15 protein-coding genes are annotated in these 19,278 nt (G+C 52.6%); 1 reads left to right on the forward strand and 14 read right to left on the reverse strand.

The window, feature by feature from the left end; translation table 11 throughout:
- Positions 1 to 97 precede the first annotated feature (97 nt).
- The 9 genes from carB to lspA form a co-directional block, all read right to left on the reverse strand.
- Entirely contained in the window at positions 98 to 3,316 is a 3,219-nt protein-coding gene (carB, locus tag IEY53_RS11390; protein WP_189024967.1) for a carbamoyl-phosphate synthase large subunit, read from the reverse strand.
- A 1-nt stretch (position 3,317) separates the two neighbouring features.
- Positions 3,318 to 4,496 (reverse strand): glutamine-hydrolyzing carbamoyl-phosphate synthase small subunit, encoded by a 1,179-nt coding sequence (gene carA / locus IEY53_RS11395; RefSeq protein ID WP_189024969.1) that lies wholly within the window; start codon positions 4,494 to 4,496, stop codon positions 3,318 to 3,320.
- A 42-nt stretch (positions 4,497 to 4,538) separates the two neighbouring features.
- Positions 4,539 to 5,816 carry a dihydroorotase gene (gene pyrC, locus IEY53_RS11400; RefSeq protein ID WP_189024971.1) on the reverse strand — a complete coding sequence of 426 codons (1,278 nt, stop codon included), beginning with the start codon at positions 5,814 to 5,816 and terminating at the stop codon, positions 4,539 to 4,541.
- Positions 5,817 to 5,918: 102 nt separating this feature from the next.
- Entirely contained in the window at positions 5,919 to 6,827 is a 909-nt protein-coding gene (locus tag IEY53_RS11405) for an aspartate carbamoyltransferase catalytic subunit (protein WP_189024973.1), read from the reverse strand.
- A gap of 1 nt (position 6,828) precedes the next feature.
- Positions 6,829 to 7,413: a bifunctional pyr operon transcriptional regulator/uracil phosphoribosyltransferase PyrR gene (pyrR, locus tag IEY53_RS11410; RefSeq protein ID WP_189024975.1), complete on the reverse strand. Its 585-nt coding sequence runs from the start codon at positions 7,411 to 7,413 to the stop codon at positions 6,829 to 6,831.
- 316 nt (positions 7,414 to 7,729) lie between these two features.
- Positions 7,730 to 8,335: a hypothetical protein gene (locus tag IEY53_RS11415; RefSeq protein ID WP_189024977.1), complete on the reverse strand. Its 606-nt coding sequence runs from the start codon at positions 8,333 to 8,335 to the stop codon at positions 7,730 to 7,732.
- Between the two features lie 5 nt (positions 8,336 to 8,340).
- Positions 8,341 to 9,594: an LL-diaminopimelate aminotransferase gene (locus IEY53_RS11420; protein ID WP_189024978.1), complete on the reverse strand. Its 1,254-nt coding sequence runs from the start codon at positions 9,592 to 9,594 to the stop codon at positions 8,341 to 8,343.
- A 97-nt stretch (positions 9,595 to 9,691) separates the two neighbouring features.
- A complete protein-coding gene (locus tag IEY53_RS11425) occupies positions 9,692 to 10,663 on the reverse strand; it encodes an RluA family pseudouridine synthase (protein WP_189024979.1) in 972 nt (323 codons plus the stop codon).
- On the reverse strand, positions 10,656 to 11,150 hold the full coding sequence (gene lspA, locus IEY53_RS11430; protein WP_189025256.1) for a signal peptidase II: 495 nt from the start codon (positions 11,148 to 11,150) through the stop codon (positions 10,656 to 10,658). Before lspA ends, IEY53_RS11425 begins: the two co-directional genes overlap by 8 nt.
- A gap of 244 nt (positions 11,151 to 11,394) precedes the next feature.
- On the opposite strand from lspA, the gene IEY53_RS11435 reads away from it, so the two are divergent.
- Positions 11,395 to 12,126: a TraR/DksA C4-type zinc finger protein gene (locus IEY53_RS11435; protein WP_189024980.1), complete on the forward strand. Its 732-nt coding sequence runs from the start codon at positions 11,395 to 11,397 to the stop codon at positions 12,124 to 12,126.
- A 352-nt stretch (positions 12,127 to 12,478) separates the two neighbouring features.
- On the opposite strand, the gene IEY53_RS11440 is transcribed toward IEY53_RS11435, so the two are convergent.
- The 5 genes from IEY53_RS11440 to IEY53_RS11460 form a co-directional block, all read right to left on the reverse strand.
- The gene (locus IEY53_RS11440; protein WP_189025258.1) at positions 12,479 to 12,781 is read right to left on the reverse strand and encodes a DUF5665 domain-containing protein; all 303 of its coding nucleotides are present in this window, start codon (positions 12,779 to 12,781) and stop codon (positions 12,479 to 12,481) included.
- A gap of 363 nt (positions 12,782 to 13,144) precedes the next feature.
- Positions 13,145 to 16,237 (reverse strand): isoleucine--tRNA ligase, encoded by a 3,093-nt coding sequence (gene ileS, locus IEY53_RS11445; RefSeq protein WP_189024981.1) that lies wholly within the window; start codon positions 16,235 to 16,237, stop codon positions 13,145 to 13,147.
- A gap of 1,282 nt (positions 16,238 to 17,519) precedes the next feature.
- Entirely contained in the window at positions 17,520 to 18,005 is a 486-nt protein-coding gene (locus IEY53_RS11450; protein WP_189024982.1) for a DivIVA domain-containing protein, read from the reverse strand.
- A gap of 212 nt (positions 18,006 to 18,217) precedes the next feature.
- The gene (locus tag IEY53_RS11455) at positions 18,218 to 19,000 is read right to left on the reverse strand and encodes a YlmH family RNA-binding protein (protein ID WP_189025259.1); all 783 of its coding nucleotides are present in this window, start codon (positions 18,998 to 19,000) and stop codon (positions 18,218 to 18,220) included.
- Positions 19,001 to 19,009: 9 nt separating this feature from the next.
- Complete coding sequence (locus IEY53_RS11460) at positions 19,010 to 19,276, reverse strand: YggT family protein (RefSeq protein ID WP_189024983.1); 267 nt, start codon at positions 19,274 to 19,276, stop codon at positions 19,010 to 19,012.
- Between the last annotated feature and the right edge of the window lie 2 nt (positions 19,277 to 19,278).

Consider the following 19,278-nt stretch of genomic DNA (forward strand, 5'->3'; position numbering starts at 1 on the left):
CTTTGCATTGTTTGACACCCGGGCGCAGCGGAACGGTCTGCGTTGTACGCAAACCGTTCCTGTAGCACCTTCAGATGCAACCTCTATAGAGAACTGTTTATTGCCCGACAAAAGCCGGCATCGACTGTGACGAGAAGTTGATCGTCTGCAGCATGATCAGCAGTGCAGTTACCGTATCCAGCGAAGTCATACATACCACACCGTTCTCTACCGCTTCCCGGCGGATACGGAATCCGTCGCGCTCCGGTGTTTTGCCTTTGGTCAGTGTATTGAAGACGAAGTTGGCTTGACCGCTGCGGATCAGATCCAGAATCGTCGGCTCGCCTTCATCCAGCTTGTTGACATTCATGACGTTCAGGCCTGCTTCTTCAAGCGCTGCAGCCGTGCCGCCGGTGGCAATGATTTTGTAGCCCATGGCATGGAAGCCTTTCATCAGTTCTACCGCTTCAGCCTTGTCTTTGTCCGCAACTGTAACGATAATGGCTCCGGTCGTCGGGATCTTCATGCCTGCGCCAATGAGGCCTTTATACAACGCTTTGGCATACAGCTTGTCGCGGCCCATCACTTCACCGGTCGACTTCATCTCCGGCCCCAGGGTAGGCTCCACTCTACGCAGCTTGGCAAAAGAGAACACCGGCACTTTTACCGAGACATAATCGCTTTCCGGCCATAGTCCTTCCTGATAACCATCCTCTTTCAGCTTGCTGCCGAGAATGATTTTGGTTGCCAGATGAGCCATAGGAATCCCGGTCACCTTGCTCAGGAAAGGAACGGTACGCGAGGAGCGCGGATTCACTTCAATGACATATACTTCATTCTGATAGATGACAAACTGGATGTTGACCAGTCCGATCGTCTTCAGTTCTTTGGCAATTTTGATTGTGATCTCGGTAATCTTCTGCTTCAGGCCTTCATCCAGATATTGCGGCGGATAGACGGCAATGGAGTCACCGGAGTGAACACCTGCCCGTTCAACATGCTCCATAATGCCCGGAATGACTACCGTTTCGCCATCACAGATCGCATCGACCTCAACCTCTTTACCCAGCATATACCGGTCGATCAGGACCGGATGCTCCGGGTTCACCTTGACCGCTTCCACCATGTAGCTGAGCAGCTCTGTATCATTATATACAATCTCCATGGCACGGCCGCCCAGTACATACGAAGGGCGAACCAGTACCGGATAACCCAGCTCCTGCGCCGTTTCTACGGCTTGATCCACGTTGATTACTGTTTTGCCCTTAGGCTGGGCGATATTGAGGCGGCCAAGCAGCGCTTCAAATTTCTTGCGGTTTTCGGCTTCATCGATACTTTCCAGGCTGGTGCCCAGAATCTTCACGCCGGCCGCGCTCAGCGGTGCCGCCAGGTTAATTGCCGTTTGACCCCCGAACTGGACGATAACGCCAATCGGGTTCTCCTGGGCAATCACGTTCATCACATCTTCAAAGAACAGCGGTTCAAAATACAACCGGTCCGATGTATTAAAGTCCGTGGATACCGTCTCGGGATTATTGTTAATGATAACCGCTTCATACCCGGCCTTTTGAATGGCCCAGACCGCATGCACGGTGGAATAGTCGAATTCAATACCCTGGCCGATCCGGATCGGACCGGAACCGAGGACAATCACCTTTTGTTTGTCGGAATGAATGACTTCATTCTCCGTCTCATAGGTTGAATAGTAGTACGGAGTAGAGGCTTCAAATTCCGCCGCACAGGTATCTACCATTTTGAAGACAGGGGTCAGGCCTTGTGCAAGGCGTTGTGCACGTACTTCAGCTTCCTTGACCTGCTCACTGGCCCCGCCTTCCGCACGGATCTCTGCGATGGCCCGGTCGGTGAAACCTCTGCGTTTGGCTTGATACAAGGTTTCTGCAGTCAAGCTCTCTTCGCTGCGAATCACATCTTCAAAGCGGACCAACCCTTCAATCTTGGACAAGAACCACCAATCAATATTGGTGATGTCCTGAATTTCCTGCAATTCATACCCCCGGCGGAAAGCTTCGGCGATCAGGAACAGCCGCTCATCGTCGGCTTTAGCCAGACGGGTCCGCAATACGTTTTCTTCGAGCAGCTCCGCACCCGGCAGACGGAAACGGTGCACACCGATTTCCAGGGAACGGATCGCCTTGTGAATCGACTCTTCGAAGGTACGGCCGATAGCCATAACTTCACCGGTCGCTTTCATCTGCGTGCCCAGTTTACGGTTCGCAGACGTGAATTTATCGAACGGCCAGCGCGGAATCTTGCTGACAATATAGTCCAGGGTAGGTTCAAAGCAAGCATACGTCTGTCCGGTAACCGGATTGACGATTTCGTCCAGGGTGTAGCCGAGGGCAATTTTGGCGGCCATTTTGGCAATCGGATAACCGGTCGCTTTGGATGCCAATGCCGAAGAACGGCTGACACGCGGATTCACTTCAATGACATAATACTGATAGCTCTGAGGGTCCAATGCGAACTGCACGTTGCAGCCGCCTTCGATATTCAGCGCACGGATAATTTTCAGGGAAGCACTGCGCAGCATCTGGTACTCACGGTCAGACAACGTCTGGCTCGGAGCCACAACGATACTGTCACCGGTATGCACACCAACCGGATCAAAGTTCTCCATGTTGCAGACCACGATACAGTTATCATTGGCGTCGCGCATTACTTCATATTCGACTTCCTTCATTCCGGCAATACTCTTCTCGATCAGACATTGTCCGATCGGGCTGTAGCGGATCCCTGCCTTAACTGTCTCCAGCAGTTCTTCTTCATTGTCACAGATCCCTCCGCCTGTACCGCCCAGAGTATAAGCAGGACGGACAATCAGAGGGAAGCCGATGACTTTGGCAAACTCCATGGCTTCTTCAACCGTTGTGATAATCGTACTTTCCGGTACCGGCTGATCCAGCTCACGCATAAGGTCACGGAACAAGTCACGGTCTTCCGCTTTCTCAATGGACTCCAGCTGTGTTCCGAGCAGCTTCACGTTCTCCTGCTTGAGTACACCGGCACGGGCCAGTTCGACAGCCATATTGAGGCCGGTCTGTCCGCCCAGTGTCGGCAGCAATCCATCCGGACGCTCCTGGCGGATAATTCCGGTAACAAATTCAAGGGTAATCGGCTCGATGTATACCTTATCAGCCATATTGGTATCCGTCATGATCGTGGCAGGGTTACTGTTGATCAGCACCACTTCGACGCCTTCTTCTTTCAGGGCCTGGCAGGCCTGTGTTCCTGCATAGTCGAACTCGGCAGCCTGCCCGATGACAATGGGCCCGGAGCCGATGACGAGAATTTTCTTAAGCTTATCGTTTTTTGGCATGTTATAGAGCTCCTTTCACGGCTTCACGGGATGCTGTAGGTTTGGGTGCCGTGATTCTGGCATTTGCTGCAAGCTGCGCTTGGCGCGAAATTACAGGTGTATTCGCTTTGTGCTCTGCGATCATCTGCAGGAAACGGTCGAACAAATAACTGCTGTCATGGGGTCCCGGCGCCGCTTCCGGATGGTATTGCACCGAAAATGCGGGGTAACGGGTATGTTTGACGCCTTCAATCGTCTTATCGTTGTTGTTGATGTGCGTAACTTCAAGCTCTGTGCTCTGAATGGATTCTTCATTAACCGTATAGCCGTGGTTCTGGGAAGTGATGAAGCAACGTCCGCTTTCCAGTTCCTTGACCGGATGGTTCCCGCCGCGGTGTCCGAATTTGAGCTTCTCGGTATCCGCGCCGCAAGCGAGCGCAAACAGCTGATGGCCCAGGCAAATCCCGAAGATCGGATACTCGCCAAGAAGTTCGGCAATTGTCTTCACCGCATAAGGCACGTCTTTGGGGTCCCCAGGACCATTGGACAGCTGGATGCCGTCCGGGTTCAAGCGGCGAATCTCATCTGCAGTCACGTCATGAGGCACAACTACCACATCACAGCCGCGGCTGTTGAGCTCGCGCAGAATACCTGTTTTTGCGCCGTAGTCTACCAGTACAATCCGTTCTTTACTGCCGGGACTGCTATACATGGCCGAAGTAGACGTGCGGGCTACCTGATTGCGCAATTCCTCAATCGTGGTGTCGCCCATCATTTCCATGAGTTCCTCCACCCGTTTGTTGGAGGTGGTAAGAATGGCCTTCATAGTACCGTAATGACGGATAATGCGGGTCAACATCCGTGTATCAATCTCACTGATGCCGGGAATGCCGTATTCCTTCAGCAGATCGTCCACGCTGTATTCGGAGCGCCAGTTGCTGGGTACCGTCTCATGGCGGCGCACAACAAAGCCGTGCACAAAAGGCCGCACAGATTCGAAGTCATCACGGGTGATGCCGTAATTCCCGATCAGCGGATACGTCATGGTGACGATCTGTCCGCAGTAGGAAGGATCAGACAAAACCTCCTGATATCCCGTAATCCCTGTATTAAACACAACCTCGCCTGTCTTCTCGCCCTCAGCGCCAAATGCGGTGCCTGTAAACAGCGTTCCGTCCTGTAGCAGCAATCTCGCCTGCATTCCCTTCCACTCCTTCTTGTTTCTATAGTAACAGTTCGTTAGTTAGTTGTTTTCATTCCAGACTGTTTGGCCGTCTACCCAGGTCATTACTGGCCAGCCCTTAAGCTTCCATCCGGTAAAAGGTGTATTGCGTCCCTTGGTGGCGAATGCCCCCGGATCCACTTCCTTCTCCTGTTCCAGATCAATCAAGGTCAGATCAGCAGGTGCACCCACAGCAAGGGTTCCCGTATTCAGGCGGAACACCCGGGCTGGATCAGCAGTCATCCGCTGCACCAGAAGGGACAGATCCCATTTGCCGGTGGCTACAAAAGCGGTGTACAGCAGCGGGAAAGCCGTCTCGAAGCCGACGATGCCAAACGGTGCAAGCTGCATGCCTTTGGCTTTCTCTTCCTCACTGTGCGGCGCATGATCGGTTACGATCATGTCCAGGGTGCCGTCCAGCAGCCCTTCAATGCAGGCTTCTACATCACGGCGCGAACGCAGCGGCGGGTTCATTTTCCAATTGGCATCCAGACCCGGAATATCCTCTTCTGCCAGCAGCAGATGGTGTGGACACACTTCAGCGGTGACTTTAATGCCAATCTGCTTGGCTTGCCGGATCAGCCGCACCGATTGCTCTGTGCTGACATGGCAGACATGATAATGCACTCCGGTAGCTTCAGCGAGCAAAATATCGCGGCCCACATGGATGGCTTCCGACTCATTCGGGATCCCGATCAATCCGTGCTTCTCGGCGAATCGGCCCTCGGCTACACAGCCGCCTTCCACAAGCGAGTTGTCCTCGCAGTGCGCGATCACCGGCATATCCAGCTTCGCTGCGAGCTTCATCGCATCCTTCATCATCTGGGCGCTTTGTACGCCTACGCCGTCATCCGTAAAGCCAATGGCTCCGGCTTCTTTCAGGGCGTCAAAATCGGTCAGCTCGCGTCCCAGCTCGTTTTTGGTAATCGCTGCATACGGCAACACCTTGACCAGACCGGCTTCACGCGCTTTATCCTTCACGAATTGGACGATTTCCGGACTGTCGGTCACCGGACGGGTATTCGGCATACAGGCAATGGTGGTGAACCCGCCTTTGGCTGCCGAGCGGCTGCCGGTCTCAATGGTTTCCTTATGTTCAAAACCCGGCTCGCGCAAATGCACATGCATATCAATGAGCCCCGGAATCAGCAGCTTGCCTTCAGCCTCAATGGTGTCTGCGGCTTCTCCCGCAGCTTCCGCGCCATCAAGGATGGCAGAGATGACACCATTCTGAAGTACGATATGTTTGCGTTCGAGTACGCCTTCCTGATTCAGCACACTGGCGTTTTTAATGATCATTATGTTCTCCTTTACCCGAAGACCGCTGTCGGGATTCTCTCGTTATTATATAATAAAAATTCATGTTTGTGTATAATTATTAGCATTTTCTCATTTGCTGTTTTAGAGCACCGCTCTTTCAATGACCGCCATCCTTACAGGAACGCCGTTCGCCATTTGCGGGAAAATCCGCGATTGTCCACTTTCGACCACCGCATCATCTATTTCAACATTCCGGTTCACCGGAGCCGGGTGCATAATAATGGTATTCGGGTTCAGCTTGGCGGCCCGTTCTTCCGTTAGGCCATATTGTCTGCGGTATTCCTCCGCCGATTGCAGGATTCCTGAAGCATGGCGTTCGAGCTGAACACGCAGCATCATCACCACATCCGCCTTTAGCGCCTCTTCCATGGACACATATGGTGCATAGGCCGCAAGCTCTGGAGCTCTCATATTCTCCGGGGCGCAGAACTGTACTTCGGCTCCCATTTTGGTCAGCCCCCACAGATTAGAGCGTGCCACCCGGCTGTGCATAATATCTCCGATAATGGAGACCTTCAAACCTTTCAGTTCGCCAAAAGCTTTGCCCATCGTATACAAGTCCAGCAGCGCCTGTGTCGGATGCTCATTGTTGCCGTCTCCGGCGTTAATCAGCGGAATGGAGACCTTCTCTGCAAGCTGCTGCAGGACTCCTGCAGGCTTCAAACGCACAACTCCGGCGTCAATCCCCATGGACTCCAGCGTCCGTACGGTATCGTAGATCGACTCGCCTTTTTCTACACTGGAAGCCGCAGCCGTGAAATTCAGCACCTGGGCACCAAGCCGTTTCTCCGCCATTTCAAAAGAAAACCGGGTTCGTGTACTGTTCTCGAAGAACATGTTGGAGACAAAATGCGATTTCAGAACAGGTGTCAGCTTCTCGCTTTGGTTATCCCAATAAGCCGTTCTTTGCAGCAGCTGCCGGATCTCCGATTGATCCAGATCCTTTAAGCCAAGCAGGCTGCGTTCCTTCACCTTGGTTGCTGTCATCATGTTATCGTTCCTCCCGGTTAGAAATAATGTAGACTTCATCCTTGCCGTCGAATTCGGTCAGCGCCACTTCAATTTGCTCATGTTTGGAGGTAGGTACATTTTTGCCGATATAGTCCGGACGGATCGGCAGTTCCCGGTGGCCACGGTCGGCGAGCACCGCCAGCTGAATCATCCGCGGACGCCCGCAGTCCATCAGCGCATCCATTGCTGCCCGGATCGTGCGGCCGGTGTAGAGCACATCGTCGAACAAAATCACTTTTTTGTCATGGATGCCGCTGCTGCCGGAGGTAATCGTCAGATTGCTATGGACCACCGTCTGAGCTCCCGGTTCCCCGGCTTCGCTGCCCTCCGCGCCCCGGTCATCCCGGTAATGCGTAATGTCCAGCTCACCGTAGGGAATCTCGACCCCTTCAATCTCCTTGATCCGTTCAGCAATCCGCTGGGCCAGATAAACCCCACGTGTCCGGATACCGACCAGCAGGCAATTCTCAATACCCTTGTTCTTCTCCAAAATCTCATGTGCAATGCGTGAAAGCGCCCGGCGAATCGCCGTTTCATCCATAATGACATTTTTCTCAGTAACCATAATCCCTCATCCTCCAGCTTGTACGCCCGTTCAAGTCCCCGGAAAACCAAAAACTCCTTGCCCAAAACAGGCAAGGAGTGAAATCCGCAGATGAAGAAGATGAGTGGTCGCGCGCGCATAAAAAGATCATCCATATACACATACGGATACCTTCCTAAGAGTCGCGAACCTCGATTCACGTTACCTTGCCAGCCTCACGGGACTGATTTAAAGGCGCTATTCATTTGTTAAAAGTATGACAGAATGATGGAGGCATGTCAACAGGGGGGATAAATCCAGTTTATTATATCTATGCTCTCAAGATCACAAGTACCTTTCAATAATTGATTTCCTTTTTCAAAAAATATTTAATAACTATAGATAGAATAATTACTAATTGTACTACGAAGCAAAATAAAGGAAATATATACACCATTTCTATGTAATATTTTGTGAAAAAATCAAATTCAACAACAGCGTAACTTTCATTACTCTCTATCCCTTGTAGTTCTTTCAAAAAGAACAGCAGGATTATACTGGGAACAGTGCTTTTTATAAACCAAATTATATTATTCTTGAGCATCCGTTTCCTTAAGCACAAGATACAATTTATAAGTAATAATATCAGCGGCAGAAAGTAAGTCAGACTTATTTCCAACAGTCTCGGGTCTTCTATCCTTATTCCTAAAAAGTAGATAACACTAACATGTAAAGCAATCACACTAAAGAAGTAAAAAATAGCTTTGACCACAATATCTTTAAAATTCCCCATATTATCCTCCCTCGTAATATCAAAATCTCTTTTTTTCTCAAGAGCCTCTATTACAAGTATCGTCTTTTTATGGGCTTTTATTAAATATATTCTAATATATAACAAAAACACCCCAGCCATAATCGGCACAGGGTGTCTTTCACTTTGCAGTTTAAGTGGTTTAGTCGGCAATTAGATTAAAATTCAAACTCCACATCACTCAGGCGGCGTTTGATTTCGGAGATTACACGCAGCTCCTCTTCTTCGCCCTTGGCGATGAACGTGACGGAGAAACGCACGAATGCGCCGGCATCATCCCAAGGCACAGTGGAGATCAGCTTCTCGCGGATCAGGAACTGGGAGAAGTCCTCACCGGATTCGAAACGGCGGCCGCCCTTTACGCCCTTAGGCGCTTCAACATACAGGAAGAAGGAACCCTTCGGTTTCTCGGCTTTGAAGCCAAGGCTGTTCAAGGCATCTACCAGCAGGTTGTGGCGGCGGGAATATTTGAGTGCAATCGCTTCGGTGATTTCCGGATGGGCCAGACCGTAAGCGGCCGCTTTTTGGATGGCAATAAATTGGCCGGAATCATTGTTGTCCTTCACATCGCTGAAGGCTTTGACCACCAGCGGATTGCCGGCAACGAAACCGATTCTCCAGCCCGTCATGTTGTAGGACTTGGACAAGGAGTGCAGCTCCACGCCCACATCCTTCGCACCGGGAACAGACAGGAAGCTGAGCGGCTTCAGTCCATCATACGTCAGCGCTGCGTAAGGAGCATCATGGATAACAACAACATCATATTTCTTGGCCCAAGCTACAACTTCGGCAAAAAATTCCGGGGTCGCACTCGCACCCGTCGGATTGTTCGGATAGTTCAGGTACAGAAGTTTCGCCTTGCGGGCGATATCTTCGGGAATATCATTCAGGTCCGGAAGGAATTTATTCTCCTTCTTGAGCTCTACCGTGAACACTTGTCCACCCAAATATTTGGTGTGTGTGCCCAGAACCGGATAACCCGGAACCGTCATAATCGTGATGTCGCCCGGATTAATGAAGCATGATGGCAACATCGCCAGCGCCGGCTTCGAGCCGATGGAGTGAACGACTTCAGTCACAGGATCAATACCGTCTACACGGAATACTTCGCGAAGATACTCTGCTGCAGCCGCTTTGAACTCAGGAATTCCGTTGTCCGAATATCCGCGGTTCTCTTCCTTGGCCGCTTCTTCCGCCAGCTTGGCCACGATTCCTTCGTCAGCCATCTCGTCCGGTTCACCGACGCCCATATCAATCAGCTCGATGCCTGGAAAATCCTGTTTGGCGGAGGCTTTGGCCCGCTTGATCTTCTCGAATTTATAAATTGCCGTATCTTTACCGTAGTTCGCGCCACCGATGCGATCCGCGAAATTCGTTTGAATGAACGTATCCTGATAGTGTTCAATACTCATATATTCGTCTCATCTCCTGGATTTAATCAAATTATACCTTAAATAATGACCTAAATCCGGCAGCAAGGCCATGGACTTATCATCCATTCATTTGTACTTATCTGCTCCGCAGGGTGAACAGCACTTCTTCCATATCTTCAGGAATGGGTGCGCTGAATTCCATGTATTCCCTTGTGGATGGATGTACGAATCCAAGTACGGCAGCATGCAAAGCCTGACCATTCATTGCGGTGCCCTTACTGCGTCCATAAATCGGATCGCCTACCAAAGGATGTCCAATGAACTTCATATGTACCCGGATCTGATGCGTACGTCCCGTCTCCAGCTGCAGCTCCAGCAGGGTGTTATCCCCGAACCGCTCCAGTACGGTAAAATGGGTAACCGAACGCTTGCTGTTCTTCTCTGTGACGGTGTACAGCTTGCGGTCATGCGGATCTCTGCCGATTGGCGCATCCACCGTTCCCTGATCATGCGACAAGTTCCCGTGTACCACCGCAATATAACGGCGGGTTACGCTGTGTTCCTTAAGCTGAGCGGCCAGTGAGGCATGACTTGCGTCATTCTTGGCGGCCATAATGAGGCCTGAGGTATCTTTGTCAATCCGGTGCACAATCCCCGGACGAATCTCACCGTTAATGCCGGACAAGTCCTTGCAGTGATACATCAGCGCATTCACCAGCGTGCCTGACGGATGCCCGACTGCAGGATGCACAACCATCCCGCGCGGTTTGTTCACGACAATAACATCGCTGTCTTCGTAGACCACCTCAAGCGGAATATTCTCGGCTACAAGATCCGTAACTTCCGGCTCGGGCACAGCCACAGCTACCCTGTCACCAACAAACAGCTTATAGTTGGATTTCACGGAAGCTCCATTAACGGTCACATGACCGTCATTGATCCATAGCTGGACCTGGGAGCGCGAGACTTCTTCTTCCCAAATTTCCGTTATATATTTATCAATCCGCTCCCGGGCGTTTTCTTCTGCAACCGTCCACTCCGTGACGTCTCTTTCCTCTTCGCCGCTGAATGCCTCATTGGTGCCCACGTCTTCGGTCAAATCATTCATTCCCTTCTTTTACTTCCTTTACCTCAGTAATTTCTTCGCCGCCTCTCAGATCACGCAGCGAATCCAGAATAATCAGGCCTACGCCGATCACGATACAGGAATCCGCCACATTAAAGATCGGGAAGGTATAGCTGCCGAAATTAAACATCAGAAAATCAACAACCTCGCCATTCATCAGCCGGTCTAAAAAGTTCCCAACTGCACCGCCGAGTACCAGGCCCAGCGCCGTAGGCAGCAGTTTGCGTGTAGCTTTTACCTTGTTCAAATACCAGACGATTCCGATCACGACCACTGCCGTAACCACGTAAAAGAACCACATCTGACCTTCCAAAATCCCAAATGCGGCACCGCGGTTGCGGTGGGAAGTAATGATAAAGAAATCGCCGATTACCGGAATCTGCTCGCCTAGCTCAAGACGGGTAGCAATTAGATACTTGGTCCCGCGGTCAATCAAAAAAGCAATAAGAGCTATCAGATAGTACACCACAGAAGTTGTCACTCCGTTCTTATTATCCCGCCATTTCCAGCGGTACAAATACTGAATTAAGACTTGTTTATTGTAGCACAGCCCTCAAGAACCCGTCTATTCCGGGACGCCGGTGTCCGTTCATCTTTCGGGGACTATTTTCCAGCGCTAAAATCCCCTCTCTCCGGTCAACCTATCCTTGAACCTTCAATTGCAAGCAGCGCTAATTCGATCTCTCAAGCATACGGAAAGGAGCTACCTCCAGATGAACCACCTGACAGCAAGACAGCTCTCCGAGCTGCGCGCCCTCCTTAACCAGCAGCATGATGATATTCAGCACAGGCTTCAGAACAATGAGCATTACGGACTTCAAGAATCCATGCGCGATTCCACCGGTGACCTCAGCGAGATTGACAACCACCCCGGAGATGCCGCCACGGAGCTGTATCACCGTTCCATGGATATCTCACTGCTGGAGAGGGACGAGCATGGACTCGACAATATTGATGCTGCACTGAACGCCATCACTGAAGGGACTTACGGCCTTTGCCTGACCTGCGGCGAGCCCATTCCTTTCGAGCGCCTGGCCGCCATTCCCTCCACCCGTTATTGCAAGGAGCATAACCCCCGGCAGAGTTCTCCGTTTACGCGGCCGGCGGAAGAAGAGTTTCTGTCCCCTCCTTTTGGACGGACAAGTCTGGATGAACGCGATACCCAAAACGGGTTCGACGGCGAAGATGCCTGGCAGATTGTAGAGAGCTGGGGCAATTCGGATTCTCCGGCTATGGCCGAAGGCAACAATATCGATTCCTACAATGACATGGAGATAGAGGCGGACGAAACCGAAGGTTTCGTGGAACCTTGGGAGAATTTTGTTGCCACGGACATCTCGGGAAATCATGTCACCGTAGTCCGCGGAACAAGCTACCAGCATTACCTGGACAGCGAAGAAGGCAGCTACCTGCTTGATCCTCACCATAAAGAAGACAAGTCCTAAACAGCAGACAATCACCTGTGGCGGGCCTTTCCCGGGTTCTTTTCGGGAACGGTTCGTCCTTTTTTATTCCATTTGTTAAGAAATTGTTCAGATGCTGCTGATACTATAGTTCTTGCCTATAAAAAAGTAAGTTAGCAGACGAGGAGCATATGCATGAAGCCCGACTATTCCAAGGAAATTGACAAGCTCAGCCCTAATGATGAACTTCGTTACCTACTCTTGATGAGAAGCCTTCGTATCCTCCATGCAGAGAAAAAACAGCAGCGGGGATTTCTGAAACGGCTGAAAAAAGAATGGTGCAGCCTCAAAAAACAGCCGGATATCAAAGCCTGGGCGGAAAGTACAAAAGGCCCTAAAAGTTCTTCAGCTCCAGCTGATGCTGGACGATCCGGACAATATCGGCAATATAGTCCCCGATTATCGGCAGGTTCAAAGCCCCCAGTCCTTGAAGCACATAAATAATCGTCGCCGCAAAAAACGTAAACCCGAGGGCAACCCCCACCCCACGCGCCGTACCCGTGAGCACATTCAGCCAGATCAGGCGCCAGGGTGAGCGCAGCAGCTCTGTATATTCAGCTATACGCGCTTTCTCCATCTGCTGCGCAAGACCGTTAGTCACCCGGTATACCACATTCAACCTCTCTTCCGGCGGCAAATCCTCCGGCCTGGGTGGAGCAGCAGAAGGGCCGGAAGGCGGGAATGACTGCTTCTCCGAATTCTGTACTTCCCCCTGCGAATTGCCGCTGCCCTTTCCGGAGGTCTTGACCGAGATTCTGTTCTGATCCCCCAAGCTGCCGTTCTCCCTATTTCCACCGCCCAAGTCTAGCGCCCCTTCCCTTGCCCCATTGTCTCCACAACGTAAACGAGCCCGGCCAAAGAAGAACATGTCTTCCTTGAGCACGGGACTCGTTATTTTTGCGCCGAAATATAATGGATTATATTCCACGCATAAACGGAGAACTTCCGTTTACACTTGTGACGCTAGTATATGCGGTTTGTGGACAAGTAATGCAAAGGCTCAGCCTCCGATATGGATACCGATGGATTTTCCTCCGGCATCTACTGTTTCAAACAGATGATCTCCGTCAAAACCAACCGACGTCACCAGCACGTTCTCGCGCAGTACATGCTCAAATGCCGTAACGGCTGCCTTCAGCTCAGCATCCACCTTCAGCGTAAGGGCAATATGTTTCTCGATCGGCAGGTCCAGACGTTTGCGGTAATCCTGCACGGCACGGACAATCTCGCGTACCCAGCCTTCCTGTTCCAGTTCCGGGGTGATCTCAGTGTTGAGTGCTACAGTAAGCCCATAACCCGAGGCAGAAGCAAAGCCCGATTTGGCCTGTTTGTCGACCAGCAGCTCATCAGCTGTAATTTGCAGCTCCTCCCCTTCCGGCGATACGACGGCAATGACACCCTCTTGTACCGCTTTGCGGGTAGCCTCACTGTCCAGCCCTTTCAGGAAACCTTGCAGGAAACCGATGTTTTTACCGTATTTTTTGCCGGCGACCTTAAGATTCATCTTCAGGGTAAAATCAACAAACCCGCTGTCGCTGTTCTCAAGCACGATGTTCTTGATGTTGATCTCATCTTTGATGATCTCCTCATAATCGGCCACATTGAAGCTGCGGTCGATCGAAACGATCAGCTCGGCAAGCGGCTGGCGGGTCTTGATGCCCGTCTCATTCCGCACATTGCGTGCAAGCTCAACAATTTGTCTGGCACTTTCCATATCCTGCTCAAGCAGCAGATCGATCAGGCTCTCATCGGCAACCGGATAATCGGCCAAATGCACACTTTCCCCGCCGCCGAGATTCGTGTAGATATCCTCGGACAACATCGGTGTAAATGGAGCCATCACCCGTGCCGTCTTCAGCAGCACTTCGGTCAAGGTACGATAAGCATCGAGCTTATCTTCGCCAAGGCCGCTGCCCCAGAACCGGTCGCGGGAACGGCGGATATACCAGTTGCTCAGCTCATCCACGAAGTTCTCAATTGCTTTGGATGAATTAACGAAGTCATTCACTGCCAGCCCTTTATCCACCACCAGGATCACACTGTTCAGACGGGACAGAATCCAGCGGTCCAGCTTGTGATCGGACAACTTGAACGGATGGTCGGCCGGATCGTAACCGTCGATACCCGCATACAGCGTCAGGAACGCATGCGTGTTGACCAGTGTATCTACAACCTTGGATTTGGTCTCCCCTACCAGTCCGCGCGAGAACCGTTTGTTGTTCCATGGTGCACTGTCGGCCAGAATCGCCCAACGGAAGGCGTCCGTGCCATATTCATTCATGATCTCCCAAGGGTCAATAACATTACCTTTGGATTTGGACATCTTCTGGCCATTCTCATCAAGGATGTGGCCGTGGGCAATGACCGCTTTGTAAGGCGCTACGCCCTTGAACAAGGTCGATACCGCAAGCAGGCTGTAGAACCAGCCGCGGGTCTGGTCAATCCCTTCGCAGATCATATCTGCAGGAAATTGGTCGTTCAGCTTATCTTCATTCTCAAACGGATAGTGGCTTTGGGCAAAAGGCATAGAGCCGCTGTCGAACCAGACGTCGATCACTTCGGACGTACGGACCATTTCCGCGCCTTCGCTGAACGGACTGCGCAGCTTGATGGCATCCACAAACGGCTTGTGCAGCTCAATATCCTCAGGCACATCGCCTATGGCCATCGCTCTCAGTTCGGCAATGCTGTGCGGGGCAAATTCCTTGCCTGTCGCCTGGCAGACCCACACATTCAGCGGCGTTCCCCAGTAGCGGTTACGGCTGATATTCCAGTCCACCAGCTCCTCCAGGAACTTGCCAAACCGTCCCGAACGCACATGCTCCGGATACCAGTCCACGCTGTTGTTGTTGGCAATCAGCTGATCCTTGATCTTCGTAGTATTGATGAACCAGCTGTCTGTCGCGTAATACAGCAGCGGCGTATCGCAGCGCCAGCAGAACGGATAGCTGTGCTCATATTTTTCTTTGCTGAACAGCAGGCCCTTCTCGGACAAGGCCTTGATGATATCCAGGTCACAGTCCTTCACAAAACGTCCGGCAAAATCAGTCACAACTTCCGTATATTTACCGGAGCCGTCCACCACATTCACGAAGCTGATGCCATTCTCGCGGCAGGTCTTGTAGTCGTCCTCGCCATGTGCCGGTGCCATGTGCACGATCCCGGTTCCGCTGGCATCGGTGACAAAAGCTGCGCCCACGATAACATTGCTCTTCTCCGCCTCGATATAACCAAATGGCGGTGCATAGGTTTTGCCGATGAACTCGGCACCTTTGTGCGTTGACAGCACGGTGTGCTCGCCTTTTACAACCTCTTCGACCAGGTTTTTGGCCAGAATATAGATTTCCCCGTCCTGCTGCACCCGTACATAATCCATGTCGGGATTCATCGCCAGCGCCATATGCGCCGGCAGTGTCCATGGGGTCGTCGTCCAGGCCAACACATATTCGCCGCTGTCATCCAGCTTGAATTTTGCTGTCGCACTGAGATCCTTTACCGTCTTGTATCCCTGCGCCACCTCATGCGAGCTCAAGGTCGTCTGGCAGCTCGGGCAATAAGGGCTGACGCGGTGACCACGGTAGAGCAGGCCTTGTTCATGTACTGTCGCCAGGATATTCCATACACTCTCGATATACGTATTATCCAAAGTTACGTACGGATGATCCAAATCGGTCCAATACCCGATGGCTTCCGTGAACTCACGCCACTGCTTCTCATAGCCGAATACACTGTCCTTGCATTCCTGAATGAACTTCTCTACGCCATATTCTTCAATATCCTGTTTGCCGGAGATGCCAAGCTTCTTCTGCACGCCAAGCTCCACCGGCAGGCCGTGTGTATCCCAGCCCGCTTTACGCACGACGCGGTACCCCTTCATCGTCTGGTAACGGCCGATAAAGTCCTTGATTACGCGGCCCAGCACGTGCCCGATATGCGGCGCACCGTTCGCCGTCGGAGGTCCTTCATAGAACACGTAGTTAGGACGGCCCTCGCGGTTCTCCATGGATTTGCGGAACGTATCTTCGTCGCTCCATTTCTTCAAGATACGGACATCTCTGGCCCGTGCTTTTTCTCTGACATCTACTTTTTGCATAAGGGTCAATCCTTTCGTGGTTTTGTCTATAAACCTTTTTCGATCCCTCCCAAACCCTCCCTTAGCCAAGGGAGGGCCCCAAGGGTTCCACCCTCTGGACACCCGGAAGGAAACCAGAGGGTGGAGTTACTGTGGCAGACGGGGAAAAATTACGTTGGCTTATCCCTCGCTTGTCGCCGCTGCCGCGGCCCGCTTTACCTAAGGCCCCCGAGCCCGCGATCCTCCGCAGGAGGCAGCACTGGGCTCGGGGGGCCTCCCCGCGCGACTGGCGCAGCGTCGCGGGGCCGCGATCCTCCGCAGGAGGCAGCCTGGGCTCGGGGAGCCTCCCCGCGCGACTGGCGCAGCGTCGCGGGCCCTTGCCCCGGCACCCGAGCCGCGATCCTCCGCAGGAGGCAGCCTGGGCTCGGTAGGCCTGCCGCGCCATGCACAGCTGGCGCAGAGCCTTTCCCCGGCACCCGGGCCCGCGATCCTCCGCAGGAGGCAGCCTGGGCTCGGGGAGCCTCCCCGCGCGACTGGCGCAGCGTCGCGGGCCCTTGCCCCGGCACCCGAGCCGCGATCCTCCGCAGGAGGCAGCCTGGGCTCGGGGAGCCTGCCCGTGCGACTGGCACAGCGTCGCGGGGCCCTTGCCCCGGCACCCGAGCCGCGATCCTCCGCAGGAGGCAGCCTGTGCTCGGGAAGCCTCCCCGCGACTGGCACAGCGTCGCGGGGCCCTTGGCGCCTTGCGGGCGCAGTTAAGGCCGCGCAGGCGAACCCGCAGGGGAGCCTAAGAACGGCCGCTCCCCCCCGGCAACCTAATCCTTCCCCTTCCGCCAAAGTCACTCCATCCCCGGAGCACTGCTTGCGGGTGTCCAGAGGGCCGCGGCCCTTGGGGTCCCCCTTGGAAAGGGGGATTTAGGGGGATCGCCCACACCAAAACGAGCGCCATCCCGCCCCCAAAGGGGCGAGACAGCGCTCGCGATACCACCCTAATTCTGCACATGAGCACATCCTTAAGGGGAGTGTATTCAGCACAATCTCAGTTCCGCGTAAGAATTGACACGCGGGTCCGGTGTAACGTCCGGCGGACGGCTCAGGCCTACGCACGATTCACGCTTCAGCTTGGCTTCTTGGGGAAGATATTCCGGCAGGGTGCGAACAATCGGCTCTCAGCAATCGCCGACTCTCTGGAGAACGTTAACCTTGTCGTACTTGTCCCGTCATCGAATACATATGAACATGATAAAGATATGATCTAGTTATAGCCTCTTTAAGCTGAAATGTCAACCATTTGGCAAAAGGCGGATCAGAATGCGTTCTCGGTAATCTCACGGCTCTCCAGCGCATTCCAGTCATCCTGAGACAGCAGTTCAAGCTGTGCTTCAAGAAGTGTCCGGAAGCGGGTACGGTAAATGGAAGCTTGCTTCCGCAGCTCTTCGGTTTCGATCGAGATTTTACGCGATTTGGACAAGGCTTCGTTGATAATCCGGTCTGCATTTTTCTCTGCTTCCTTGAGGATCAGCTGGGATTCCTTCTTGGAATTGTTTTTCAATTCATCCGCTGCTTCCTGAGCGACGATAATGGTCTTTGATAAAGTCTCTTCAATGTTGACAAAATGATCCAGACGCTCTTGTATGGACAGAAGCTGATTCTGCAGCTCCTTGTTCTCGCGGATCACACTTTCATAATCCTTGATGACCTGGTCCAGAAATTCATTGACCTCATCTTCATCATAACCGCGGAGCCGCCGGGCGAACTCCTTGTTATGTATATCGAGCGGCGTTAATGGCATGCTGTGCACCTCCTAGTAATTTCGGACCTCCTTGTGCCCCCCGGCACAAAGAAGAAAGACTGTAAAGCAAGTATAGGGCAGAAGACGGGATTCCATTCCGCCCTGCCGTCCATGGTCCGCCTCTTTTACACTAATCGGCGTCCAGCTTCAAAAATGTTTATTCCCTAGAGATAATCATTTTCGACAAGTACAGCCGGATTCCTGCAAGGAAATCATACAAATTTGCCTATCTGGACCCGGTACCGGCCTTTTTTCGTTAAACCGCCGACCTCGAGAACTTTGAAACGCCCAAACCCCTGAATAGATACCATATCGCCTGCTTTAAGTCCGTACGACGGATCTTCCTCCACTTTCCAATTCACCCGGACACGCCCGCCTTTGATTGGAACCAGAATTTTGCTCCGGCTCAGCCGGGTCACATCGGCAGCGATTCCGTCCAATCGCAGGGAAGCCACCGAGAACTCCAGAGGCTCCAGCTTGACTTCGCCGGCACGCAGCGAGGCCAGCGGGAGAATCGCGGTGCTTACATTCACCTTATGCACCTGGTGTAGATTTAGGCTCAGGTAGTCGGCAATATCTGCCGTAACGACCACATGGCAGCCATCGTCAAGAACATGAATGTCACCAATCTTACTCCGTTTAATGCCCAGACCCAGAATGGCTCCCATATAGTCCCCATGCTCCAGCGCCAAAAACTTCTGTTCGCCGGACGTAATCGCCAGCACCTTCAGCTCCATATCCTCGCCGGCCAGTTCGCGGTAGTCCGGCGCAACCAGCGCCCTTCTCCGCTCCGCTCCGGCATGTCCGCCTTCCCATCTGACAATCACATCGGGATGGCGGTTCACCAGACTTTGCAGGATATAACCTTGACGCGGGTCAAGAATATCCGTCAGTTTGGTCTCATGATATTCTCCGGCTGCCGTTACCCAATCCCAGGCCCTGTCCACAAATTGCCGTTCGTCCGGGTGGAAATGGCCATAAATCTCGTTCTTCAGCATGCCGGCCTACACGAAGAAGTGCAGCACGGACTTCAGCCCTGCGGCGGCAAACTGCAGTACAGTCAGCGCGATAATCGGAGAAATGTCCATGGTTCCGAACAGCGGCGGAATGAGGCGGCGGAATGGAGTCAAATAAGGCTCCACCAGCTTGCCGAGCAGCTCACCTATGAAGGTCTCCCGCACATTGGGGAGCCAGGACATAAGTACATAGAAAAGGATCATATAGAAGTAAATTCTGAACAGTATATCAATAATGGAATCGATTTGGGTCAAAA

It is taken from the genome of Paenibacillus albidus (assembly GCF_014644435.1).
GTDB lineage: Bacteria > Bacillota > Bacilli > Paenibacillales > Paenibacillaceae > Paenibacillus_AQ > Paenibacillus_AQ albidus.

Excerpts from the sequence above, each read along its gene's own strand:
- carB (WP_189024967.1), bottom strand. The coding sequence starts at position 3,316 with ATGCCAAAAAACGATAAGCTTAAGAAAATTCTCGTCATCGGCTCCGGG.
- carA (WP_189024969.1), bottom strand. The coding sequence starts at position 4,496 with ATGCAGGCGAGATTGCTGCTACAGGACGGAACGCTGTTTACAGGCACC.
- pyrC (WP_189024971.1), bottom strand. The coding sequence starts at position 5,816 with ATGATCATTAAAAACGCCAGTGTGCTGAATCAGGAAGGCGTACTCGAA.
- IEY53_RS11405 (WP_189024973.1), bottom strand. The coding sequence starts at position 6,827 with ATGATGACAGCAACCAAGGTGAAGGAACGCAGCCTGCTTGGCTTAAAG.
- pyrR (WP_189024975.1), bottom strand. The coding sequence starts at position 7,413 with ATGGTTACTGAGAAAAATGTCATTATGGATGAAACGGCGATTCGCCGG.
- IEY53_RS11420 (WP_189024978.1), bottom strand. The coding sequence starts at position 9,594 with ATGAGTATTGAACACTATCAGGATACGTTCATTCAAACGAATTTCGCG.
- IEY53_RS11425 (WP_189024979.1), bottom strand. The coding sequence starts at position 10,663 with ATGAATGATTTGACCGAAGACGTGGGCACCAATGAGGCATTCAGCGGC.
- IEY53_RS11435 (WP_189024980.1), top strand. The coding sequence starts at position 11,395 with ATGAACCACCTGACAGCAAGACAGCTCTCCGAGCTGCGCGCCCTCCTT.
- ileS (WP_189024981.1), bottom strand. The coding sequence starts at position 16,237 with ATGCAAAAAGTAGATGTCAGAGAAAAAGCACGGGCCAGAGATGTCCGT.
- IEY53_RS11450 (WP_189024982.1), bottom strand. The coding sequence starts at position 18,005 with ATGCCATTAACGCCGCTCGATATACATAACAAGGAGTTCGCCCGGCGG.